Origin of the sequence: Sphaerisporangium viridialbum, from assembly GCF_049674955.1 — a bacterium.
GTDB classification, from domain to species: domain Bacteria; phylum Actinomycetota; class Actinomycetes; order Streptosporangiales; family Streptosporangiaceae; genus Sphaerisporangium; species Sphaerisporangium viridialbum.
Map to the genome: position 1 here is coordinate 8,555,575 of NZ_CP187232.1, position 22,936 is coordinate 8,578,510.

Sequence of the window (22,936 nt, forward strand, 5' to 3'; positions counted from 1 at the left end):
TGCCGTGCCGCCCGCCGGTGCTCACCGGGCGTCCTTCGCTCGCTGGATCTGGGCGTACACCTGGCCGCGCAGCTCGGTGAAGCGCGGGAGCGCCCGCGTGGTGAGCTGGTCACGCTCGTACGGCAGGTCCACCTTGACGTCCTCCACCACGACGGTGGGGGACGCCGACAGCACGATCACCCGCCGGCCGAGGTAGACGGCCTCGTCGATGTCGTGCGTGATGAACAGCGTGGTCGTGCCGAGCCGCTGCCAGATGCGGAGCACCAGGTCCTCCAGCTCCGCGCGGGTCTGCGCGTCGACGGCCGCGAACGGCTCGTCCATGAGCAGCACCTCCGGCTCATACGCCAGGGCCCGCGCGATCGCCACCCGCTGCTGCATGCCGCCCGAGAGCTGCCAGGGGTACGAGCGCGGCACGTCGGCCAGGCCCACGGCGGCGAGCGACTCGGCGACCAGCTCCGCGCGGCGCGGACGCGGCAGCCTCTTCTCCTTCAGCGGCAGCTCGACGTTCTGCTGGACCGTCATCCACGGGAACAGGCTGCGGCCGTACTCCTGGAACACGACGGCCATGTTGTCGGGCGGCCCCGTCACCGGGACGCCGCCGACGCGGATCGTGCCGGCCGTCGGGGCGAGCAGCCCGGCGACGCACCGGAGCAGCGTGGTCTTGCCGCATCCCGACGGGCCGACGACGCATGCCAGCTCGCCCGCGTCGAGCTGGAAGGTCAGGTCGCCGATCGCCTCGCGCCCGGTGGTCTCGTAGATCTTCTTCAGGCCGGTGACCTCAAGCACGGTGGCTCCAATGCCAGGAAAGGACGCGGCGTTCCAGCCACCGGAAGAGCACGGAGAGCCCGAACCCCAGCAACCCGAGAAGCAGGATGCCGCTCCACATCTCGGGGATGGCGAAACCGCGCTGGAACAGCACGATGGTGAATCCGAGCCCGCTGCTGCTGGCGAACATCTCGCTGATCACCATGAGGATGATCCCGATGGACAGCGCCTGCCGGAGCCCCGCCATGATCTGCGGGCCGGCCCCGCGCAGCACCAGGTGCCGCAGCCGCGCCCGGCCCCGCACGCCGTACATGCGGCAGGTGTCGGAGAGCACCTGGTCGAGCGCCCTGACGCCCTCGGCCGTGTTCAGCAGGATCGGCCAGACGCATCCGGAGACGATGACGAGGATCTTCATCCCGTTGTCGATGCCGGCCAGCAGCATGATCAGCGGGACGAGCACGGGCGGGGGGATCGCGCGGAAGAACTCCAGCACCGGCTCGGCCGCCGCGCGCAGCCGTACCGAAAGGCCGATCGGCACGCCGAGGCCCACGCCGAGGACGGCCGCCAGGACGTACCCGGCGAGCAACCGCGCGACGCTCGGCAGGGCGTCGTCGAGCAGACGCCGCGAGAACCACGTCTCGGCGAACGCCTGGGCGATGCGCGGCGGGGTGGGCACGTAGAAGCTCTCGGACGTCACGCTGAACGCCCACCACGCGAGGATGAGCAGGACAGGCAGCCCCAGCACGCGGAGCAGCCGCCGGCCGATCCACCGAGCCCTGCCCCGGCTCGGCGGGGTCACGACGCCACCTCGCCTCGTACGGACGGATGCCACGCGAGCACCCGGCGCTCCAGGGTCCGCACGGCCAGGTTGACCACGATGCCGACGAGCCCGGCCAGCACCACCAGCGCGTACATGGTGGCGACCGCGCCGCTGGACTGCGCGATCTGGATCTCCAGGCCGAGCCCGGGGCTGCCGATGACCAGCTCGGCCGTGATCGCGAGGATGAACGCGACGGCCGCGGCCAGCCTGATGCCGGTCATGACGTACGGCAGGGCCGTGGGCCACACCACGTGCCGGATACGGGACCATCGCGACAGCCCGTAGGAGCGGGCGGTGTCGTCGGCCACCGTGTCCACGTCGGCGACGCCGTACATGACCTGGATGAGCACCTGCCAGAACGCGGCGTAGACCACCAGCAGCAGCGTGGACCCGAGCGAGGCGCCGAACAGCAGGGTGGCCAGCGGGATCAGCGCCACGGAGGGAATCGGCCGCAGGAACTCGACCGTGGAGTTGGAGGCCGCGCGCAGCCCCGGCACCACGTCGATGACGACGCCGATGACGACGGCGGCGAGGAATGCGATGGCCAGGCCGAGCGCCCAGCCGCCGATCGTCTCCCCCAGGGCCGTCCACAGCGCGGCCGTACGCAGCTCCGCCGCCAGCGCGCCGAGGATCTCGGACGCGGGCGGCAGGAACCGCCGGTCGACGACACCCAGCCGGGGGGTCGCCTCCATCACCGCCAGAAGGCAGGCCAGCCCCGCCAGGCCGTACGCGGCCCTGGCCCTCATGGTCCTCACGGCAGCAGGGTCCCGAGGTCGGGCTTCTGCTTCAGCACGCCGTCGCCGAGGGCGTCGTCCGCGATGGTCTGGATGGACTCGCGGTTGATCTCCGTCGGCCACTTGGGCAGGACGATCTTCGCGATGACCGCCGGGTCGATCTTGGTGTAGCTCTTGAGGATCTCGCGGGCCTCTTCGGGGTGGCTGTCGGCGTACTTCAGCGACTCGTCCATCGCCGCCGTGAACCGCTTGACCAGGTCGGGATCGGTCTTGGTGGTGGTGAAGTACGCCGCGACGGTGAGGTTAGGGGCGGCGTCGGCGTAGTTCCACGCGACCGGCCGTGCTCCCTGGGAGATCGCCTGGCTGACGAAGGGCTCCACCACCCAGATGGCGTCCACGCGGCCCGCCTGGAGCGCCCCCGGAGCGTCGGGGAACGGCAGCTCGACGAACGTCACCCGCGAGGGGTCGCCGCCGGCCTTGCGCACCGAGGAGCGGATCGTGGTGTCGCCGATGTTCTTGAGCTGGTTGACCGACACCTTCTTGCCGGCGAGGTCCTTGGCCGACTTGATCGGACTGTCCTGCTTCACCAGCACGGCGCTGAAGTCCTTGCCCTGCTCTCCTGTGGAGGAGACGCCGTTGGCCACCACCTTGATCGGCAGGCCCTGCTCCTTGGCGGTCAGCAGCGAGGTGACGTTGCCGAAGGCGAACTGGAACTGGCCGCCGACCGCGCCCGAGATGCTCGCCGCGCCTCCCTGCACGGGAGTGATGGACAGGTCGATCTTCTGCTTGTCGAAGAAGCCTTTGGCCTTGCCGAGGTGGATCGGCGCGGTGTCCACGATGGCGATCACCCCGGCGGTGACCTTGTCCTTCCCGCCGGCGCCCTGCGGGGTCCCCGCGGAGCCACATGCCGCCGCGGGGACTAGGAGGGCGGCCACCAGACAAATACGAGCGGAGCGACGCATCAGCACTCCAAGGGGGGTTCGGAGCAACGTAGTGTTCGCTATGCGAACGAGAGTTCTTGACATGAACGTGTCAGTGAAACTACGCCTGCGGGCAGATCGCGTCAACGTCCGCGAAACATTGTGGTTATTGGTCGCTTGACCGGTCCGCTTTGGGATACGTACCGTCCAGCTGAGAACTTCTGTTCGCGAGCCGAACAAAGGAGAGGTGGGCGTGCTTCCGCTCTCAGAGACGGCCGGCTTTCACTGACGATCTCGGGGACGGGCTCCGCGACGGGCTCCGGACGGGGCTCGGGGACGGGCTCCGGACGGGGCTCCGGGACGGGCTCCGGACGGGGCTCCGGGACGGGCTCCGGACGGGGCTCGGGGTGGGCTCGGGGTGGGCTCGGGGACGGGGCTGGGGGCGGGGCTCGGGGATGGGCCGATCACTGCTGGTATAACGGTCACCGCGAAAGGGGACCAACCATGGCGGAGGAGTACGTCCAGTCGCTGGCCCGTGGGCTGGCGGTGATCCGGGCCTTCGACGCCGCGACCCCTGAGCTCACGCTCAGCGAGGTGGCCCGCGCGACCGGGCTCACCCGCGCCGCCGCCCGCAGATTCCTGCTCACCCTGGTCGAGCTGGGGTACGTCCGCACCGACGGCCGCCTGTTCGCGCTGTCCCCCCGGGTGCTGGAGCTGGGGTACTCCTACCTGTCCAGCCTGTCCCTTCCCGAAGTCGCCCTCCCCCACCTCGAACGGCTGGTCGCCGAGGTCCACGAGTCCGCCTCGGTGTCCGTGCTCGACGTCTCGGACATCGTGTACGTCGCGCGCGTGCCCACCACCCGCATCATGCGGGTGACGATCAGCATCGGCACGCGCTTCCCCGCGCACTGCACCTCGATGGGCCGCGTGCTCCTGGCCTGGCTGCCGCCCGGCGACCTGGAGGCGTACTTCAGCGAGGCCACGCTGGAACGGCACACCGCCCGCACGGTCACCTCGCGGGACGCGCTCGTCGCCGAGCTCGATCGGGTGCGGGCCCAGGGCTGGTCCATGGTCGACCAGGAGCTGGAGGAGGGCCTGCGGTCCATCGCCGCGCCCATCCGGGGCCGTAGCGGGCAGGTCGTGGCGGCCGTCAACATCTCGTCCCACGCGAGCCGCACCACCATCGAGTCCGCCCGCCGCGATCTGCTGCCGCCGCTGCTGGCGACGGCCGCCCGCATAGAGGCCGACCTCCACACCACCGCCGGCATCCACCACACCCCCCTCCCCGCCACCTGAACCCGACCTCCCACCACCCGCACAGCCACGCCGACACCCGAGTACGAACATCCCGCCGCCCGTACAGCCGCGGGCGAGCCCCCGGCCCCCACACGCCGGCACCCGAGTACGAGCCTCCGCCACCGGTGGTCCGGGCACCCGAGTACCGGCCTCCGGCCCACGGGTTCACCATGGTTCCCGACCCTGGAGGCGGGTTGGGTGACAACGTTGTCACAGGCCGTTGAAATGCGGGATGATGCGGACCGTGGCAGAGACCAGACGCGGGCGGCCCACGATGAACGACGTCGCCGCCACGGCGGGAGTCGCGCTCAAGACCGTCTCCCGCGTGGTCAACGACGAGCCGGGGGTCAACGCGGCGACCGCCGAACGGGTCCGTAGGGCCATCGAGCTGCTCGGCTACCGCCGCAACGACGGCGCCCGCGTTCTTCGCCGGGGCCGCACGGCGAGCATCGGGCTCATCATCGAGGACGTCGCCGACCCGTTCTACTCCGGGCTGAGCCGCGCGGTCGAGGACGTCGCGATCCGCAACGGCTCGCTGGTCTTCACCGGCTCATCCGGGGAGGATCCCGAGCGCGAGCGCGAGCTGGTCCTGGCCTTCTGCGCCCGCCGGGTGGACGGGCTGGTCATCGTGCCCGCCGGGTCCGACCACGGCTACCTCGCCCCCGAGCTGAGCGCCGGGATCCGCGCCGTCTTCGCCGACCGCCCTGCCGGGCCCGGGCTGGACGTCGACACCGTGCTGTGCGACAACGCCGGCGGCACCCGCACGGGGGTGGCGCACCTCATCGCGCACGGCCACCGGCGCATCGGGTTCTTCGGCGACAGTGCCCGCATCTTCACCGCCGGCGAACGCCTGCGGGGCTACCGCGAGGCTCTGCGGACGGCCGGGCTGCCGTACGACGGGTCGCTGGTCACCATGGGCGCCCCCGAGCAGCGGCGCATCCATGCCGATCTTGAACGCATGATGGAGCAGGGCGACCCGCCCACGGCCCTGTTCACCGGCAACGGCCGCACCACCGTCGCCGCCCTCCGAGCCCTCGAAGCCCTGCGCGCCCAGGGTCCCGGCGGTACGTCGCCGTCGCACATCGCGATCGTGGGGTTCGACGACTTCGAGCTGGCCGACTTCCTCACCCCCTCGGTGACCGTGATCGCCCAGGATCCCGCGGGGCTGGGCCGTACGGCCGCCGAGCTGCTCTTTCGCCGCCTGGCCGGCGACAACGGCCCCGCCGAGCGCGTCCAGCTCCCCACCCGCCTAATCCCCCGAGGCTCCGGCGAGCTTCCCCCGTCCGGCTGATCAGTGGACGCGAGTCGTCACGACCAGAAATGAAGCGCGGGGTCGGCGAGCGCCTCGACCACCTCGCGTCCCCGTAGAACCCTCTCAGCCCCCGGCAGCCTCCGGTAACACAGCATCGCGTAAAGCACATCGGCGAAAGGCTGCTCACGAAGGGAATCGGCTATTTCCGCCGCCTCTTCCTTGGCATCCGGAATCTCAATGAGGCGTGCGCGGTCTCTGAGCATCGACACCGTTCGTATGAAGGCGGCGGCACGACCCCGCTGCAGGGCACCCCGGTTCAACCCGAAGACGTCGATCGTCGTCGCGCCCCTAGGAGTCAGCGATCGGTAGACGCCGGTGTTCAGCGCCAGCTCAAGATGTTCGTACGGGTCCTCGGCCGACGGATCCACGAGAAGGGGCATGCCGTCCTCATCGCGCGGAAAGCACTCCCGCTTGTGGTGGCTGTTGCAATGCGAGCAGGCAAGAAGATGATTCGGCCAGTCGAAGGCGCGCAGCGGTGCCTCGGCCAAGGGTTCGAAGTGGTCGATGTCCGTTCCGAGGCCGTCTCCGCAATACATGCACCGCCTGATTCCGGTCGCCATGCTGTCGAGGTGGTCCGCCAACCCCGACCGGACGGCCCTGGCGTTCTTCCACATGGTGCGAGCCCTGGATAGATCGGCATTGTCCTCACAGAGCTTGCTCGTATGCTCGCGTAGCCGCGCACTCAGCTCATCGCTGAGCACGACTCGATAGACACGGATCATGGTGTCAGGCGATCCTCGCGGCGACCTCGTCGACGCGCGCGGCGAGCGAGCTGGTGAGCGTGTCCCGCAGGCGCTCGTACTCCTCCACTTCCGCAGGAGAGGCCGTCCCCCGAAGGACTGCTCGTTCCAACTCAGTGAGCCTTCGCCGCATGTCCTCGGCGTGGTTCGAGTAGGGCGAATCCATGCCGAACAGGTCAGTCAGCAGCGCGTCGTCGCCACTGCCGTAGACCACGCGCTCGTACAGATCGTCGTCAACGACGCGAGGAGGCACACGTTCGTCCACGCCAGGAAGCCGGATCAGACCTCCGGGATCGGCGCTCTGGCAGATGTAGGGGCTGTGCGTGGTCACGATGAACTGGATGGCCGGGAAATGCTTCTTGAGCCACTCACCGATCTTCTTCTGCCAGCTGACATGAAGGTGGACGTCGATCTCGTCGATGAGGACCACTCCAGGCAGCGGGACCACGTACGTGTCGGACAGTGCGGTGGTCATTTCGGTGCCGAAAACCTGGTGGAGCTGGCGGGTCAGATCAAGCACCAGTGCTGTGACGGTCCTGTACCCATCACTCATCTCACGAAGAGAGATGAGTTCCCCGTCCCTGCTGGCCCACAGTCCCTCACTGTCGATCCGGTCGATCCGGAAACCGTCCGGCAGCAGCCCGTCGTTGAGCAGGCCGGTGACGAAGTTCAGAAGGTCGGCGGCGCCCTCGCGCTGCTCCAACCGGCGTAGGTGCAGGTCGACGAGCCAGCTCACGCTCTCAGCCAGGGAAGCGTCCTCGTGGAACAAACTGGCCAGGCGCGACACGGGCCCACTGCTCACCATGAGTCGCTGCGTGTCGGATGAGCCGCCGACCAGGCGACGAAAAGGCCCGTACCCGGCGAAGAACCAACCTTGCGGATTGTCCGCCCACGGACCCCGAAGGGCGGTGGCTCCATAAGCCCGCATGGTCGGCTGGGTCCCGTAGTGCCCTGACTCGTCGATGAGCTCGCGGCTCCAGGTCAGCCCGGCAGACAGCCTGCTACCGGGCGGCCGGCGCCGCGTACGGCCCGTGAGCCTGTCCGTCTCCGCATCGAAGACCATCTGGACCTTGGATGCGCCTTGGGTGGCCTGGTGGGAGATCCAGCCGTCAAAGGCGGGTACGAGGCTCCTGGCCACCGAAGGCCCGGCAAGGGCGAGGGCGAGGGCGCGTAGCAGAGTGGTCTTGCCGGAGCCGTTGCGCCCAGCGAGGACGGTCCAACCGGCGTGACTGCCATCTGGCCTGGTCAGCCGCAGATTCGCAGCACGCGGACCAGAGAAGCCGCGCACGCCTGCGACTTCGAACTCGGCGATGTGCACCGTCGACTCCAACCCGTGATCGCTGCCTTCCTGCCTGCTGCAACGATAAGACGTAGAAGGTCACCGCAGCACCCGGCCAACTGGCACGACCGGCCGGTACTTGTCACGGCCGGCCGGTACGTGCTCACGGTCTTCGTCTGTAGAACACGGTCGCCGGCACCCCCCGGCATTCTCCGCCAGATGGGCGTGCCGCCTCGCCGTCCTCCCAGATTCCAGCTACTCCGAGAGCTTCAGCCCGCCGACGAACGCCTGCCACTCCTCAGGGGCGAACAGCAACACCGGTCCAGGTGAATCCTTACTATCCCTCACCGCGACCACCCCAGGAAGGTTCGTCGCCACTTCGACGCAAGCCGCCCCATTCGACCCTGACCGGGAAGACTTGCGCCAGACGGCGTCACTCAGGCTGGTCACTCCATCGCTTTCTTCACTCCGCCGACGAAAGTGCGCCACCCATCGGAAGTGACGATAACCGAGGGACCGCCCGGGTCTTTACTGTCCCGCACCCCCACCACCCCAGGAAGGTTCGTCGCCACTTCCACGCACTGCCCGCCACTCGACCCGGATCGAGAAGACTTTCGCCACTCGGCACCGCTCAAATCCATTTTCCGATCGCCTCCTGGATCAGCTGGAGAGATATGTGCTTCGGGTGAGCATCAGCGCGAATGGCGTCGTACCTATTGCTGATCATTTCGACGATGTCCGGACTGCCCGAGATCTGCCCCTGCGCTGAGGACTCCACATGCACGATAGTCCTGGATCCCGGGAGTTCCGCAACCGTGAATGGGCTCATCAGCCCGCAGGTAGAGAACGCGGCGAATGGCACGACCTGGATCTTCACATGTGGGTGCCGCGCCACTTCTGCGAGGTATCCGAGCTGGTCATGCATGATCTGTGAACTGCCGACCGATCGGTGTAGAACGCCTTCGTCGATCACGGCCCAGATCAGCGGCGGCTTGTCCCGTGACAGGATCGCCTTTCGCCGAGTGCGGGCCGCGAGCCGCTGTTCCACCTGTTCCGGTGCGGTGCCGGGCTCCCCCGAGAGAACCCGACGCGCATAGGCCTCGGTCTGGAGAATGCCGGGAATCAGCAAGGGGTCCCAGCTCCGCAGCACGGTCGCCTCTTGCTCGACTTCAAGCCACTCGCGGAACCACCACGGAGCCCATTGCCTTTCTCGGTCCACCATCGCCCAGAGCTTTGTGAGGGTGCCGTCAAGGCCGAAAGCCTGGTCACAGCGTTCAGCGAAAGCCCTTTCCGGCTTGCGCGCCGCACGCTCGACCATGCCGACCATGCTTGTCGAAAACAGGATCTTCTCCGCTAGTTGGCGCTGGGTAAGCCCGGCTGCCATGCGATGGCACCGCAGTTCGAATCCGAACTTGGCCAGCGGTGAGACCTCTGGATTCAGCTCGACCGGCTGAGGCACGCATCCTCCCCGTAATCCGTCAGCGACATGGCACGACCCCGCACCAAAGCGTGTGTTCAGTGTGTTATCAATCAACTCCAAAGCGTAGTCGCTATTGGCCAAGCTGGGGAGACGAAGCCCTCTTTTGCTGGCGCAACCCCCTGGGGGTGGATAGCACCCTCAAAACGATCTTGCGTGTCACCCCCTGGGTACGACGAGACGAGGACGAAATGGCGACGGGCAATCTGTTGGGGTCCCTCGAACTGGTTGGGACGGTGGCTTCCGTGCCGGTGGCGCGGGCTTTTGTACGGGGGATGCTCGGCATGGGCCATCCCGCTCTGGACGACGTGGTGCTCCTGGTCTCGGAGTTGACGACCAACGCCGTGCTGCACTCGGATTCGCGAGACGGCGGGCCGGTGAGCGTCACGCTGGTGGAATGCGGTCACGCCATTCGAGTGACGGTGCGGGATGCCGGTTCCGACTCCCGGCCCCGCGTCTCCGACGACCTCTGCGGCGAGGGCGGTCGCGGCCTGTTCCTGGTCGAGGAGATCTCTCAGTGCTGGGGCATCGACGAGGACGAGACCGGCCGGGCCGTCTGGTGCGAGGTGAAGGTGTGATCGGGGAGAGTTAGTAACCTTCGCGGGTGAAACGGATTCTTGTCGCGGGGATCAGCGGGGCCGGGAAGACCACCATGGCGCGGGCTCTTGGGGCACAGCTTCGGTTGCCTGTCCACGAGATGGACTCCCTCCATTTCGTCGGTCCGAACTGGGCGACAAATCCGGACTTTCACCAGCAGGTGGCAGAGATCGCGTCCACGCCCGGATGGATCTTCGACTCCTTCGGGTATCCCGAAGTGCGCGATCTGCTGTGGACGGAGGCCGACACCGTGGTCTGGCTGGACTACTCGAGAGCCGTGATCATGCCCCGCATCCTGCGCCGGTCGTTGCTCCGCACCCTGCGCCGCGAGCGGATCTTCGGCGGCAACGTGGAGACCTGGTCCGACTGGCTGAGCGGCGAGCATCCGGTGAGGTGGGCATGGTCCCAGCACGCCGTCCGCCGCGCGCAGATCGGAGAGCGCGCCCGCGACCCCCGCTTCGAGCCGCTGGAGTTCATCCGCTTCGCGTCGCCGCAGGAGGCCGACAACTGGCTGCGCGCGATCTGAGCCGACCTCGCCGCCCCCCAGGAGACAAGACTCCTGTTCCAAGGAGACAGGCCGCGACTACGGCGGGGGCGGCCGATCACCGGGTCATGCCTCGCCCGACGCCTCTCGCTCGTAGGCCAGCAGGGTCTCGACGAACATCCGGCGCTGCTCGTCGGTCAGAGGCTGGAGGGCCTTCCGCCACGCGCCGGCCCCTCTCGCCAGCCACGCGTCGACGGCCGTGCGGCTGGCCTCGGCGATGCTCACGATGGTGCGGCGGCGGTCGGCGTCGTCCTCGCGCCGCTCCACGACCCCCTTGCGGCTCAGGTCGCCGACCATCAGGCTCACCGTCGCCGGGGCGACCTCCAGCCGTCCGGCCAGCTCGTTGACGGTGAGCGGCCCGTCGAAGAGCAGGTACGCGAGCAAGGACAGGTGCCGCGGCGCGAGGTCGAGCGACTGGAGCCGCTCGGGGATGGGGATGCGCTTCGCCCGTCCGATCAGGCGCGGCATGAGCAGCAGCAGGGTGCGGATCCCTTCGTCGACGGTCAGGCCCTCGTCGGTTGACATACCTTGATCTCCAAATTAGCTTTGCTATTAAAGCAAATATTCTTATCTGGAGGCCATCGTCCCATGTCAGACTGGAACGAGAAGATCATCGAGGAGTTCCGTGCCAACGGCGGCAAGGTCGGCGGCATGTTCGAGGGCGCGTCCCTGGTGCTCATCACCACCACGGGCGCGAGGACGGGAACCCGCCGCACCAACCCTGTCGTGTACGTGCCGGACGGCGAGCGCATCCTGGTCTTCGCCTCCAACGCGGGCGCACCGGCCCACCCTGCCTGGTACCACAACCTGCTGGCCTGCCCGGAGGTCACCGTCGAGCTCGGCGACGGCACCCGCGTCGAGACCTTCACCGCGACCGCGCACCCCCTGCACGGCGAGGAACGCGACCGCCTCTACGCCCGCCAGGCCCGGCTCGACCCGGCCTTCGCGGCATACCAGGAGGGAACCACCCGCGTGATCCCCGTCGTCGCCCTGCACCGCAAGGACGCGCCCCGCGCCCGTGCCCTCGGCGACGAGCTGGTGCGGATCCACGCAGTCCTTCGCCAGGAGATGGCGGCGCTCCTGACCGAGGTCGAGGGCTTCCTGGCCGGACGTTCCGGTACGGGGATGCCGGCGCCCGCCCTGGAGGCGCAGTTGAGCGAGCGCTGCCTGGCGTACTGCGACGCGGTCCACGCGCATCACTCCAATGAGTCGAGCCGGGGCTTCCCCCTGCTCGAAGAGCGGTTCCCCGAGCTGGGCCCGGCGCTCGAACGCCTGCGGCGCGAGCACGAAGTCGTGGAGGGGATCCGCCGTGACCTCCAGCGGACGCTCACCGAGGCCGGTTCAGGAGACGCCGACAAGGTACGCACCGACCTCCGGCGCCTGGTCTCCGAGCTGGAGGCGCACTTCGACCACGAGGAACGGCAGCTCGTCTCCGCGCTCAACGCCCTGTAGAAGCACGGGCCCGTCGACTTGACCTCAACCTTTGTTGAGGTTCGAGACTGCTTTCCACGGGATCGGACATCGTCGTACGAGGAGAGTGGCAGGCATGCGGGTAGCACAGGTGACGCGTTTCGGAGGGCCCGAGGTTCTGGTGACGACCGAGGTGCCGGACCCGGTGGCCGCGCCGGGGGAGGTCGTGATCGACGTCTCGGTCGCCGACACCCTGTTCGTCGAGACGCAGATCCGCAAGGGCTGGGGACGGGAGTTCTTCTCGTTCGAGCCGCCGTACGTGCCTGGGGGCGCGGTCGGCGGGCAGGTGCTGGCCGTCGGCGAGGGAGTGGACCGGGGCTGGGTCGGCCGTAGCGTCGTGGCGAGCACGAGCGGCGGCGGTGGCTACGCCGAGCAGGCCGTGGTGCCCGTCGAAGCGCTGAACGCGGTGCCGGAAGGGCTCGGCCTGGCCGAAGCCGTAGCGCTGCTCAGCGACGGTGTGACAGGCCTGGCGGTGTTCGACGCGGCCGGAGTGAAGCCGAACGAATGGGTACTGATCACGGCAGCGGCCGGCGGCATGGGCGTCCTGCTCGTACAACTCGCACACGCGGCCGGGGCGCGGGTCGCCGCCGCGGCGCGCGGTGAGCGGAAGCTCGGTCTCGCCCGCGAGCTGGGCGCCGAGATCGCGGTCGACTACACCGAGCCGGGCTGGGCCGAGCGGGTACGGGGGGCGACGGGCGGCGCGGGGCCCGACGTGGTCTTCGACGGAGCCGGCGGGGAGGCCGGGCTGGCGGCGTTCGCGGTCACGGCGAGCGGCGGCCGGTTCTCCGCGCACGGCGCACCCAGTGGCGGCTTCAGCCCGATCGACCCCGAGGAGGCGCGCCGGCGCGGGATCACCGTGCGGAGCATCCAGGACGTGCGGTTCACCCCCGCCGAGCAGAAGGAGCTGGCCGAGCGCGCGCTGGCGGAGGCCGCGGCGGGCCGGATCAAGCCGGTCATCGGGCAGACCTTCCCCCTCGACCGGGCCTCCGAGGCACACACCGCGATCGAGTCCCGCGAGGTCATCGGGAAGACCCTCCTGCTGGTGTGACCCCACCAGGCATCCGGCCGCCGCTCTACGGGCGAGGAGCCGGCTCCGCGTGGAGGGAGTCCGGGTGCGCGCGGGGCGGCTCCGGGGGCGTGGGGTGGCGTTCCGGGCGGAGGTGGCGTACGAGGGCGAGGGCGCCGAGGACGCCGCCCACCCCGGTCAGCGCGATGGCGAGGTGCACGGGGACCATCTCGGCGAGCAGGCCGCCCAGTGCCGCCCCCAGCCCCTGGGTCGTCATCTGTCCCGAGGTCAGCAGGCCGAACGCCTGCCCGCGTACGGCCTCGGGCACCGCGTCGACGAACCTGCGCTGAAGGCCGAGGTTGTAGGCGAGGCAGGTCCCTGTCAGCACGGCGAGCACCAGGCACCAGGCCAGGCCGGGCCGGGCCGCGAACCCGAGCATCGGCACGCCGATCACCAGTGCCAGCGGGAAGGACAGGCGTTCGCGCAGCGCCGGGGCGGCGAACCTGCCGACGGTGAAATCTCCGATCGCCATCCCCACCGCGAACGCCGCGAGGACCAGACCGGCCTGCGACGGCGCCCCGCGCTCGCTGAGGTAGGGCACCACGACGGCCTCCGCGCCGGACACGAATATCACTGGAACCCACACCGCGAGCAGCAGCCCGCGAACGCGCCGGTCCGCGAGCAGCAGCCGGTTGACACGCAGCGTCGCCCGCACGGGGTTCCCCGCCCGCACCGCTTCCCGGGCCGACGCCTGATCACGTGGCGCCTGCGCTTCAGGCGAGTTGCCGTCACGTGCGAGGGCCGCTCGTGCGGGCCGATCGGGCAGGCCCAGCCTGAGGACGAGCGCACTGGCGGCGGACAGGGCCGCGGTGATCAGAAGCGCTCCCCCGGGACCGGCCACCGTGAGAACGACACCTCCCGCCGCGAGGCCGCCGATCTGCGCCGCCGCCGCGGTGACCGTGAGGACTGACCGGCCGAGCACGAAGGCGTCGCCCGGCAGGAGTTCGGGAAGCGTCGCGGTGCGCGCGGCTCCGAAGACCGGGCTCAGCGCCCCGGTGACCACGACGAGAAGCAGCATCGCCCAGACCGGTAGCCCCGCGAAACCCAGGGCCAGGCAGACCGCGACGCGGACGAACTCGCCCACGATCATCAACCGCCGGGGACGCATGCGGTCGGCAAGCGAGAGCAGGAAAGTCCCACCGATGACATACGGCAGGAAACCACTCATATAGGCCAGCGCGGACAGCCCTGCCGAGCCGGTGCGCCCGTACACGAGCACGGAGAACGCCAACATTTTGACCGTCTCGCCCGCCACCAGCAGCGTGAAGCTGCCGAAGAGTACGCGGAACTCGCGCACGGCGAACACCTCGCCGAACGTCGCCTGACGCGCTGATCCCTTGTTCACCTGCCACCCCTCTTCGGGGACGATGCTGGGCCAGCCGCCGGAAGCTTGGCTAACATTTCGGAAATAGACGAAAGGTGAGCGCATGGACAGGGCGCCATGGCGAGGCTGATCCGCATCGAGGTCAGCCCGCAGGATGTGGTGGCCAGCCGGTTCGCCATCTCGCCGCTGATCGAGACCCTGCACGCCCTGTGGATCCTGTCGGGCAACCAGCCGGCGGGCGTGCACCGGCCGTGGGCCGAGCGGAGGCGGGAGCAGTACGGGCGGCTGCTCCGGCAGATGCCCGGCCTCGCGGCCCTGGTGGCGCTGTTCCGGCGTGGCGACTACAACGCGGACTTCATCGCCCCGCCTCCGTCCGGGGTGAACGTCGCCTTCGTGGACGAGTTGGCGGCGATGCGCGCCACGCTCCTCGCGCAGGCCCGTGACGAGATCGCGAGGAACCTGCGCGGCAGGCAGCCACCGCCACCGGAGCTCATGGCCGTCCTCGACCGGCCGGACGTGGTCCAGGTGTTCGCAGACGTGCTGGAGGCCGTCTGGAAGGAGATCGTCGAGCCCGACTGGCCACGCTTCCACGCGATCCTCGAACGCGACGTCGTTCAGCGCGCGGGACGCCTCGCCACGTACGGGTGGGCGGCGGCGCTCGACGACCTCAGCCCCCGGGTCCGCTGGCGTTCGGATGGCGGGTCCGGTCATGTCCAGGTGCGCATGACCGGGTCCGGAGAGAGCGAGACGTACCGGCTCGGCGGCCGGGGGCTGCTCCTCGTGCCGAGCGTCTTCGGCCCGAGCAAAGTGGGGGTCTACCTGGAGGACGCGTGGCCGTACGCGATCGTCTACCCCGCCCGGGGGATCGCCGTGGACGACAGACCCTCGGAGGGGCTCGCGCGGCTCATCGGGAAGACGCGGGCCACGATCCTGCTGAGGACCCCCGCAACCACCACCCAACTCGCCGCGCTACTGGAGCTGAGCGTCGGCGGGACCGGCGACCACGTGGCCGCGCTGCGCGAGGCCGGGCTGATCACCGGCACCCGGGTGGGCCGATCGGTCCTCTACCACCGCACGCCGCTCGGCGACGCGCTGGCCGGCGGCGGCTGACCGGTCAACCCCGGATCGGCGCGTCAGCCCTTCAGCGCGTCTCCGTGATCGGCCGCTCAGCACGTCAGCCCTTCAGCGCACCCGCCATGAGGCCGCGCATGAAGAACCGTCCGAGCAGCACGTAGACCACCATCGTCGGGATCGAGGCGAGGATCGCCGCGGCCATCTGCTGGCTGTACGGGACGGTCTGGGCGCCGGCGATGTTGACGAGCATCACGGTCGTCGTCCACGACGTCGGCCCGGTGAGGAAGACCGCGAACAGGAAGTCGTTCCACATCGAGGTGAACTGCCAGATGATCACGACGGCCAACGCGGGCCCGGAGACGGGGATCACGATCGACCAGAAGCTCCGCAGCATCCCCGCGCCGTCGACCCGCGCGGCCTCCATCAGCTCGTCGGGGATCGTCACGTAGTAGTTGCGGAAGATCAGCGTGCAGATCGGGATGCCGTAGACCACGTGGGCGAGGATCAGCCCCGGGATGCCGCCGTACACGCCCAGGTCCACCATGAGCTGGACGAGCGGGATCATCACCCCCTGGTACGGGATGAACATGCCGAACAGGAACAGCGTGAACACCAGGTCGGCACCCGGGAAGCGCCACTTGGACAGGACGAACCCATTCATCGCGCCCAGCGCGGCCGAGATGAGCGATCCCGGGATCGCCAGCAGGAAGCTGTTGGCGATGCCCGGCTTCAGTTTGTCCCAGGCCACCTGCCAGGCCTCGGTCGTCCAGATCTTGGGCAGGCTCCAGGCCTGGCTCGGGTCCGCCTCGGTCAGCGGCTTGAAGCTGGTGACCAGCAGCACGTAGATCGGGATCAGGAAGACCAGGACGAAGCCGATCAGAAGCACCAGCCGCACATAGACCGGCCACCGCGCTCGCTGGACGACCGGCGGGGCCTCGTGCCCGGCCTTGGGCGGGGCCGCGACGGCCGTGCTCATGAGCGCTTCTCCCTACGGGCGTTCCAGACCAGGTACGGGACGACGAAGACGGCGACCGTCAGCACGATGTACGCGGCGATCGTCGCGCCCTTGGCCGGGTCGTGGGCGTCGAACACGGCGACCCACATGAAGACGGCGGGCACGTCGGTGATGATCTGCTTGCCGGACACCGAGACGATCAGGTCGAAGACCTTGAGCGAGATGTGCCCGAGGATGATCAGCGCGGACAGGGTGACCGGCCGCAGGAAGGGGAAGACGATGTGCCGGTAGACCTGCCACTCCTTGCAGCCGTCCACCCGCGCGGCCTCGCGCAGCTCCTCGGGCACGCCGCGGAACCCGGCCAGGTACAGCGCCATGACATATCCCGACATTTGCCAGATTGCCGGGATGGCCATGGCGGCCATTCCCCAGTCCTGGCCCCGGTACCACTCGTTCTGCAGGAACCCGAGGCCGAGACCGTCGAAGAGCCGGTTCAGGCCGACGGCCTGGGCGTCCTGGCCGCTGTTCATCAGCCAGCGCCACACGACTCCGGTGGCGACGAACGAGATGGCCATCGGGAAGAGGTAGATGGCGCGGAAGCCGCCCTCACCCCTGATCCCCTTCTCCATCAGGAAGGCGAGGAGCCAGCCGAGGACCAGCGCGCCTCCCACGAAGACCAGCGTGAAGACGATCGCGTGCCGGACCGAGATGCCCCAGCGCTCCTGCTCCCAGATGGAGAAGAAGTTCGTGAGGCCCACGAACTTGCCCTCGGAGATCTCGTCGTGCCGGTCGGTCATGGCCAGCTTGAAGTTCCACCCGAGCATTCCGTACACGAAGACCGCTATCGCGATGATCGACGGCGTCACCAGGAGCAGGCCTGGCAGCCACCTCTTGACGCGCGACACACATACCCCCAGTGAAGGCCCGCACCAGCGACGCGCGGGTGCGGGCCGTTACGAGATCAGCTCACTGATTGTTGGCCTTGGCGGCCTCGACCAGCGCCGCCTGCAGCTTGGCCGGGTCCTTGCTCTGCAGGAACAGGCCGACCGCCTCGGTGATGGCCGTCTTCCAGGCGTCGTTGGCGACCACGCCGTGCTGGATCGAGCCGGCCAGCTTGTCGTTCGCCCACTGGCCGAGGTCCCACTCCAGGTAGTCCTGGTAGAGGGACTTGTCGGCGTCCTTGCGAGCCGGGATGGAGCCCTTCTTGGGGTTGAAGGCGTCCTGGCCCTCCTTGCTCGCGGCGACCTTGAGCCACGCGAGGGCTCCGTCCTTGTTCGGGGCGCCCTTCGGGAGGGTGAAGCTGTCGGACAGCCACAGGAAAGTGCCGTCGGTGCCCGGCGACGCCGCCCAGTCGAAGTCCTCCTTGGACGTCTTGCCGAGGCCGCCGTCCGGGGGGTTGTGGAAGTAGCCGTACGCCCAGTCGCCCATGATGTTGAAGGCGGCGGCGCCGTCGGCGACCTGCTTGGCGGCGGGCTGCCAGTCGTCCTGCGGAGCGCCGGTGAACGACATGATCGTGCCGAAGTCGTTCAGCGCCTTGGTGACGGCGGGGCCCGACCAGTCCGCGCCCTTGACCCACAGCGCGTTGTAGGCGTCGGTGCCGAGGGAGCCGAGCAGCACGCTCTCCAGCAGGTGGACGGCCGTCCACTCAGAGCCGATCGACAGCGGGATCTTCCCGGCCTTCTTGACGGCCTGGAGGTCGGTGATGAACTCCTCGATCGTCTTCGGCGCCCCGGCGATGCCCGCGGCCTTCAGGACCTTCGGGTTGAACCAGAGGACGTTGGAGCGGTGGATGTTCACCGGCACCGAGTAGACGTTGCCCTCGTAGGTGATCTGGTCGACCAGCTGCTGCGGGAAGACGTCCTTGAGCTTGAGCTCGTCGTACAGGGAGTTCAGCGGTTCGAGCTTGCCGCCCTTGATGTAGCCCTGCAGCTCGGCGCCCGCGTGCCCCTGGAAGGTGTCCGGCGGCTGGTTGGCCTGGAGCTTGCTGGAGAGCAGCGCCCGCGCCTTGTCGCCCGAGCCGCCCGCAACGGCGGCGTCGAAGAACGTCAGGTTGGGGTTCTGCTTCTCGAATATCTCTCGCATGGCCTTCAGGCCGTCGGCCTCGCCGGGGCCCGTCCACCAGGAAAAGACCTCGACCTGCTTCTTCGCCGTCTGCCCGCCGTCGGTGCCGCTCGCGTCACCACCACCGCCACAGGCGGAGAGGGAGAGAACGCCCGCCACGGTGACCGCGACGGCCGACATCCACCGTCGTCGCATTCTTTGGTCCCTTCAAGGTTGATGGAGGCTGTCCACATAAGCCCGCCCCCGTCTACCAGGCCGTTGGTGACAACGTTGTCAGTACGCAATCAAGCCACTTCTCACAGCAGATCGTCAAGAGTGCGCAAATAACGTCTCTGCATAGGGCAAACCACCTCAGAGCCGGGTGATCACCTTGCGGTCGCCGTCGACGAGGGCCGCGAGCGTGATGCCGAAGTCCTCGACGATGCCCCGCAACTGGGGGCGGGTGATGCCAGGGACCGCGACCACCGTCGCGCCGCGCATGAGCGCCAGGCTCACCAGCACGGGGATGTCGCACCCGCCGTCGAGCGGCCAGGCCACCAGGACGACGTCGGAGGCGACCACGTCGGCCGTACGGTCGAGCGTGCGCGCGCCCGCGAGGAACTCCCTGTGGGAGAGCACGCCGTCCGCCGTGGCCAGTGCGGGATCGGTGGCGGGGGCCTGCCGCGGCGTCACGCCAGGGGCGAGCAGCTCCTCGAAGTCGACCGAGGCCGGGGTGGGGCCGAAGGTCACGATCTGCCGCACCCGTGAGGCGTCGGCCACCTCGACCGCCGCGTCCACCAGGTCGGGAGTGGTGAACAGCAGGCGGACGTCGTGATGGGTGAACAGCGTGGCCATCTCGGCGATGCCGCTGCTCACGCTCACCGGCAGCGCCACCCCTCCGGCGGCGATCACACTGAGCACGGCGACGATCTGCGCGGGCACCGTGTGGACGTAGACCCCGGAGACCTGCCCCGCCTTCATACCCCGCTTGACCAGGCCCGCCGCCGCCCTCGTCACGGAGGCCGCCAGCCGCTGGTAGGTGTAGACCGCCCCTCCGGCGAGATCGACCAAGGCGCGCCTGTCACCACGCTCGACGGCCCTGCCGAGCAGGGCACCGGACACGGTGGTGGTCGCCGGGAAAGTGCTGGAAGCCATCTGGACGACGGTACGGGCTGCCGCGTCTCCACGGGATCCGCCAATGTGTGTAGATAACTGTGTAGCCGCGCCCGCGGACCCGTACACATGTCCCGGCCTTCCCGGGATGCCGGGAGGCGGGGACGAGCTCGGGCCGGCGGCACCACGACATGCCATGACCCGAGCTCGCGGGCCGCGTGCCCCTGAGCTCGGTCTCCACCCCTCCGAGGTGACCTCGCCCGTCACGCGGGACACGCGGCGTTCCTGCGCGACCGGCCGGTGGCCCGTCCGCGCCGCTCCCGCGAGCCCCCTGCCCGGGGTCACCGCGGGACGGCCGCCATCGACCGATCAGGCCACCAACCTAAGCCGGAAGCCCTGGCCTCGCACATGCTCCACACTGCGCATTCGGAGGGTGACCAGGAGCCCGCCCACCTATGTACGGGCTCTCGCCGGAAGCGGGTGGCGCCTGGGCTCAGTGGCGGCCACCCGGCCTGTGGGCGCCCCACTCGACCATCCAGGCGGCCACCTGGGTGCGCGAGGAGAAGCCGAGCTTGGCCAGCATGTTCGCCACGTGGCGGGCGACGGTCGCCGAGCTGATGACCAGCTCGGCGGCGATGGCGCGGTTGCTGAGCCCCTGGGCGATGAGCAGGGCGATCTCCTGCTCCCGCGCGGTGAGGGCGTTCCCCGGAGCGAGGTGGCTCGCGGGGGTGGGCGGCTCAGGAGGGGGGCCGGGCTCGGGATGGCGGTCGCCCTGGGCGGTGATCTCGCGGGCGCACGCCACCGCCTGGTCCACGGTCAGCCCCTGGCTCCCCGGCGGGAGCCCGACCGGCTCGGCCGGTCGTACGGGCCCGGCCTGCCGCATCGAGGCGACCGACTCGGCCAGCCCCACGGGCTGGTCGAGCAGGGCGAGCAGGATCAGCGCGAGCGCGTCGCCCGCCAGGCCCTGGGCGGCGCGGTGGAACGCGAGGGCGGCCTGGGCGTGCTCGCCCGCCTCGTCCCGCCTTCCCTGCATCAGGGCGAGCGTGCCCCGCAGGGCGAGCGCCCGCCCGCGCAGGGCGCCCGACATGTGCGGTGGCGCGGTGTCGAGCAGGCGCTCCAGCCACGCGCCGACCTGGAACCGGCACAGACCGGCGCCGATCACCACCCAGCGCAGGTTGACGATCAGGCGGATCGCCGGCTCGGGATCTCCGGTGTCGATCGACCATCTGATGGCACTGGCCAGGTCGGGCTTCAGCCCTTCGAGCTGCCGCAGCAGGCGGTCGGTGCGCGGCCACGGAGCCTGGAGGCCGGGCCTGACCGCCGCGTCGAACTCCTCCGCGACCTGGTGGACGTAGTCGCGGTGACGGCGCCGGAAGCGGTCTTCCTCACCGGACGAGCTCAGCCTCTCGGCGGCGTAGTCACGGATGGGGCGGAGCAGGCGATAACGGGCCTCGCCCGCCATCTCGCCGTCGAGCACGACCAGCGACCTCGCGATCAGGCCGCGCGTGTGCGGGAGCATGTCCTCCGTCCACAGGCCGCTCCCCGCGCAGACCTGCTCGGCCATGCGCGAAGTCCATCCGTCCCTGAAGACGGTGACGCGCCGGAGCAGTGCCTTCTCGGGGTCGCTGAGCAAGTGGTAGCTCCAGTCGATGGTGGCGGCCAGGACGCGGTGGCGCGCGAGCGCGCCCTCGCGCACGGGCGGGCTCATCTGCCGGAAGTGGCCGCTGACGCCCGCCGCGGCCTGCTCGACGGTGAGCCGGCAGGTCATGGCCGCCACCAACTCGATGGCGAGCGGGATGCCGTCGAGGCGGCGGACCAGCGACGCGACGCCGGCGAGGCCGGCGCGGGTCGCCGAGAACCCGGGGCGCGCCACGACCGCGCGCGCGTGGAACAGCCGCACGCCCTCGCAGGAGGCCGGATCGCCGGTCCGGCGGTCGTCGCCCTCTTCGGGAAGGGTCAGAGGGGGAACGCGCCAGGCCGTCTCGCGGGCGAGGCCCATCGGCCGCCGGCTCGTGGCGAGGACCTTGGCCTCGGGACAGGCCGACAGCACCCGCCCGCACAGCCGGGCGCAGTCTTCGAGCAGGGGATCGCAGCCGTCGAGGACGAGGAGCACGCGGCGGTCTCCGATCGCCTCCACGACGGTGTCCTCGAGCGACTGGGACCCCTCGGGCGAGACGCCGAGGACCGCGGCGACGCGGGCGGCGATCTCCTGCGGCAGGACCGCGTCGCCGAGCTCCACCAGCCGCACACCGCCGGGGAACCGCCCGGCGATCTCGGTCCCCACCCTCAGGGCGAGGCGGGTCTTGCCTATGCCGCCGACGCCGCACAGCGTCACCACGCGGGTCACGGCGAGGAGTTGCGCCAACTCATCCACATCGGAATGCCTGCCCACAAAGGTGGTGGGCTCCGGCGGAAAGTTGGTGGTGGCGGTCATACGCCTCGGGGGTCAGGGGGGCGGGCCATTACCTAAGTGTCACACCAAATAACGGAGCGCGCTCGGCTGATGACGCTATTCGCGTCACCCCTGGTGGACGCGGCCAGATCTGCCCATGAAAGCAGAACTCCTTTGTGGACTTCTGCGGTTCCGTGAACTCCCGGTGAAGGACATCGAGCGCTTTGTCCCAATGCGGGGCCTCCAGTCCTATCGCACAGGCCGGTACCACCGGAGGAGAGGCACCAGGCTTTCGCCACCCGGTGAATCCACTCGCTTCACGGCGCCGACTTCGCGATCGTTGTCAAGGCCGCGGCACCCTCGGCGGCGGCCACAGAATGTTAACTACTTTCTCGATTTCCGACCTTCCGCAATTGTGATCAAATTGGCTACTCTGCTCTGATCACGTCGCATGGACGGACTCGCCGGGCGGGGTCGCGTACGAGCCCTGGCACGTTCCCGTGTGAAGTGTGCTTCAGCGAGCAGATCGGACGAGCAACCACGGAGATCGACGGTGACGCGCGAAGTAAGCCACGTTTTCCGCCTCTCACCGCGTTGCGGACAGAGGAAACGCCCCATCCCAAACCGGTGTTCCGGACCGGCCGTTCTGCACGAAGAGTGATCGACAAAGGCCAAAGCTGCGATCTACGGTCACGGAAGGTAAGATTCCACGAGCACCGGCCTCCTGGACGACCTCCGGACCGGTAAGGCACCTCACGTCGGGAGACTCAGATGGAAACCGCCGACCTGGAAGACCTGAGCCTCGAACTCCTCCTCATCACCGCTCTGCACGAGGAGGCCGAGCGTCTTGCCGCACAGCTCCCCGAGCCCGTGCCAAGCAAGATCAAATGGGCGGCTCCCTTTCGCCGCGGGTAGCCGTCACGCACTCCGTATTGACCGGCTCGGCTCGGCATAAGCGGACGTACCAAAGTAATTGCTACTTTCAACTTGAATGCCCGCCTTTACGGCGACGGCTTTA

At 69.2% G+C, this 22,936-nt stretch carries 24 protein-coding genes; 8 read left to right on the top strand and 16 right to left on the bottom strand.

The window, feature by feature from the left end; genetic code table 11:
• Positions 1 to 21: 21 nt before the first annotated feature.
• Genes ACOZ38_RS38465 through ACOZ38_RS38480 form a run of 4 tightly spaced genes read right to left on the bottom strand, consistent with a single transcriptional unit; the run spans position 22 to position 3,254 of the window.
• The gene (locus tag ACOZ38_RS38465; RefSeq protein ID WP_424535867.1) at positions 22 to 786 is read right to left on the bottom strand and encodes an ABC transporter ATP-binding protein; all 765 of its coding nucleotides are present in this window, start codon (positions 784 to 786) and stop codon (positions 22 to 24) included.
• On the bottom strand, positions 779 to 1,564 hold the full coding sequence (locus tag ACOZ38_RS38470) for an ABC transporter permease (RefSeq protein WP_424535868.1): 786 nt from the start codon (positions 1,562 to 1,564) through the stop codon (positions 779 to 781). The genes ACOZ38_RS38465 and ACOZ38_RS38470 overlap by 8 nt, the downstream gene beginning before the upstream one ends.
• The gene (locus tag ACOZ38_RS38475) at positions 1,561 to 2,331 is read right to left on the bottom strand and encodes an ABC transporter permease (protein WP_424537164.1); all 771 of its coding nucleotides are present in this window, start codon (positions 2,329 to 2,331) and stop codon (positions 1,561 to 1,563) included. Before ACOZ38_RS38475 ends, ACOZ38_RS38470 begins: the two co-directional genes overlap by 4 nt.
• 5 nt (positions 2,332 to 2,336) lie before the next feature.
• Entirely contained in the window at positions 2,337 to 3,254 is a 918-nt protein-coding gene (locus ACOZ38_RS38480) for an ABC transporter substrate-binding protein (protein WP_424535869.1), read from the bottom strand.
• A gap of 489 nt (positions 3,255 to 3,743) precedes the next feature.
• Between ACOZ38_RS38480 and ACOZ38_RS38485 the strand changes: the two genes are divergently transcribed.
• Both ACOZ38_RS38485 and ACOZ38_RS38490 read left to right on the top strand, forming a co-directional pair.
• Positions 3,744 to 4,535 (top strand): IclR family transcriptional regulator, encoded by a 792-nt coding sequence (locus ACOZ38_RS38485; protein ID WP_424535870.1) that lies wholly within the window; start codon positions 3,744 to 3,746, stop codon positions 4,533 to 4,535.
• Between the two features lie 235 nt (positions 4,536 to 4,770).
• Positions 4,771 to 5,826, top strand: coding sequence for a LacI family DNA-binding transcriptional regulator (locus ACOZ38_RS38490; protein WP_424535871.1), 1,056 nt, complete (start codon positions 4,771 to 4,773; stop codon positions 5,824 to 5,826).
• Positions 5,827 to 5,843: 17 nt separating this feature from the next.
• Here the strand turns inward: ACOZ38_RS38490 and ACOZ38_RS38495 are convergent, their stop codons facing one another.
• The 5 genes from ACOZ38_RS38495 to ACOZ38_RS38515 form a co-directional block, all read right to left on the bottom strand.
• Positions 5,844 to 6,569, bottom strand: a complete 726-nt coding sequence (locus tag ACOZ38_RS38495; RefSeq protein WP_424535872.1) for an HNH endonuclease — start codon at positions 6,567 to 6,569, stop codon at positions 5,844 to 5,846.
• Between the two features lie 4 nt (positions 6,570 to 6,573).
• Positions 6,574 to 7,905, bottom strand: coding sequence for an AAA family ATPase (locus ACOZ38_RS38500; RefSeq protein WP_424535873.1), 1,332 nt, complete (start codon positions 7,903 to 7,905; stop codon positions 6,574 to 6,576).
• Between the two features lie 216 nt (positions 7,906 to 8,121).
• Entirely contained in the window at positions 8,122 to 8,355 is a 234-nt protein-coding gene (locus tag ACOZ38_RS38505) for a DUF397 domain-containing protein (RefSeq protein WP_424535874.1), read from the bottom strand.
• The gene (locus tag ACOZ38_RS38510; protein ID WP_424535875.1) at positions 8,313 to 8,507 is read right to left on the bottom strand and encodes a DUF397 domain-containing protein; all 195 of its coding nucleotides are present in this window, start codon (positions 8,505 to 8,507) and stop codon (positions 8,313 to 8,315) included. Before ACOZ38_RS38510 ends, ACOZ38_RS38505 begins: the two co-directional genes overlap by 43 nt.
• Entirely contained in the window at positions 8,498 to 9,325 is an 828-nt protein-coding gene (locus tag ACOZ38_RS38515; protein WP_424535876.1) for a helix-turn-helix domain-containing protein, read from the bottom strand. The genes ACOZ38_RS38510 and ACOZ38_RS38515 overlap by 10 nt, the downstream gene beginning before the upstream one ends.
• Before the next feature lie 254 nt (positions 9,326 to 9,579).
• On the opposite strand from ACOZ38_RS38515, the gene ACOZ38_RS38520 reads away from it, so the two are divergent.
• Both ACOZ38_RS38520 and ACOZ38_RS38525 read left to right on the top strand, forming a co-directional pair.
• Positions 9,580 to 9,921 (top strand): ATP-binding protein, encoded by a 342-nt coding sequence (locus ACOZ38_RS38520; RefSeq protein WP_424535877.1) that lies wholly within the window; start codon positions 9,580 to 9,582, stop codon positions 9,919 to 9,921.
• Between the two features lie 26 nt (positions 9,922 to 9,947).
• On the top strand, positions 9,948 to 10,466 hold the full coding sequence (locus ACOZ38_RS38525; RefSeq protein ID WP_424535878.1) for a hypothetical protein: 519 nt from the start codon (positions 9,948 to 9,950) through the stop codon (positions 10,464 to 10,466).
• A gap of 84 nt (positions 10,467 to 10,550) precedes the next feature.
• Here ACOZ38_RS38525 and ACOZ38_RS38530 read toward each other — a convergent pair whose 3' ends face one another.
• Complete coding sequence (locus ACOZ38_RS38530; protein ID WP_424535879.1) at positions 10,551 to 11,009, bottom strand: MarR family winged helix-turn-helix transcriptional regulator; 459 nt, start codon at positions 11,007 to 11,009, stop codon at positions 10,551 to 10,553.
• 63 nt (positions 11,010 to 11,072) lie between these two features.
• On the opposite strand from ACOZ38_RS38530, the gene ACOZ38_RS38535 reads away from it, so the two are divergent.
• Together ACOZ38_RS38535 and ACOZ38_RS38540 are read left to right on the top strand one after the other, a co-directional pair.
• Positions 11,073 to 11,936 (top strand): nitroreductase/quinone reductase family protein, encoded by an 864-nt coding sequence (locus tag ACOZ38_RS38535; protein ID WP_424535880.1) that lies wholly within the window; start codon positions 11,073 to 11,075, stop codon positions 11,934 to 11,936.
• A 94-nt stretch (positions 11,937 to 12,030) separates the two neighbouring features.
• Entirely contained in the window at positions 12,031 to 13,002 is a 972-nt protein-coding gene (locus ACOZ38_RS38540; RefSeq protein ID WP_424535881.1) for a zinc-binding dehydrogenase, read from the top strand.
• A gap of 25 nt (positions 13,003 to 13,027) precedes the next feature.
• Here ACOZ38_RS38540 and ACOZ38_RS38545 read toward each other — a convergent pair whose 3' ends face one another.
• A complete protein-coding gene (locus tag ACOZ38_RS38545; RefSeq protein ID WP_424535882.1) occupies positions 13,028 to 14,365 on the bottom strand; it encodes an MFS transporter in 1,338 nt (445 codons plus the stop codon).
• Between the two features lie 96 nt (positions 14,366 to 14,461).
• Here ACOZ38_RS38545 and ACOZ38_RS38550 point away from each other — a divergent pair, with 96 nt between their 5' ends.
• Positions 14,462 to 15,454 carry a DUF5937 family protein gene (locus tag ACOZ38_RS38550; RefSeq protein WP_424535883.1) on the top strand — a complete coding sequence of 331 codons (993 nt, stop codon included), beginning with the start codon at positions 14,462 to 14,464 and terminating at the stop codon, positions 15,452 to 15,454.
• A 64-nt stretch (positions 15,455 to 15,518) separates the two neighbouring features.
• On the opposite strand, the gene ACOZ38_RS38555 is transcribed toward ACOZ38_RS38550, so the two are convergent.
• The 5 genes from ACOZ38_RS38555 to ACOZ38_RS38575 all read right to left on the bottom strand — a co-directional run bounded on the left by ACOZ38_RS38555 (position 15,519) and on the right by ACOZ38_RS38575 (position 21,900).
• Positions 15,519 to 16,394: a carbohydrate ABC transporter permease gene (locus tag ACOZ38_RS38555; RefSeq protein WP_424535884.1), complete on the bottom strand. Its 876-nt coding sequence runs from the start codon at positions 16,392 to 16,394 to the stop codon at positions 15,519 to 15,521.
• Positions 16,391 to 17,278 (bottom strand): carbohydrate ABC transporter permease, encoded by an 888-nt coding sequence (locus ACOZ38_RS38560; RefSeq protein ID WP_424535885.1) that lies wholly within the window; start codon positions 17,276 to 17,278, stop codon positions 16,391 to 16,393. Before ACOZ38_RS38560 ends, ACOZ38_RS38555 begins: the two co-directional genes overlap by 4 nt.
• Before the next feature lie 61 nt (positions 17,279 to 17,339).
• Positions 17,340 to 18,629: an ABC transporter substrate-binding protein gene (locus tag ACOZ38_RS38565; RefSeq protein WP_405141050.1), complete on the bottom strand. Its 1,290-nt coding sequence runs from the start codon at positions 18,627 to 18,629 to the stop codon at positions 17,340 to 17,342.
• A gap of 156 nt (positions 18,630 to 18,785) precedes the next feature.
• Positions 18,786 to 19,568, bottom strand: coding sequence for an AMP-binding protein (locus ACOZ38_RS38570; RefSeq protein WP_424535886.1), 783 nt, complete (start codon positions 19,566 to 19,568; stop codon positions 18,786 to 18,788).
• A gap of 451 nt (positions 19,569 to 20,019) precedes the next feature.
• Positions 20,020 to 21,900 (bottom strand): ATP-binding protein, encoded by a 1,881-nt coding sequence (locus tag ACOZ38_RS38575; RefSeq protein ID WP_424535887.1) that lies wholly within the window; start codon positions 21,898 to 21,900, stop codon positions 20,020 to 20,022.
• Between the two features lie 789 nt (positions 21,901 to 22,689).
• Here ACOZ38_RS38575 and ACOZ38_RS38580 point away from each other — a divergent pair.
• Positions 22,690 to 22,833, top strand: coding sequence for a hypothetical protein (locus ACOZ38_RS38580; RefSeq protein ID WP_424535888.1), 144 nt, complete (start codon positions 22,690 to 22,692; stop codon positions 22,831 to 22,833).
• Positions 22,834 to 22,936: the final 103 nt, after the last annotated feature.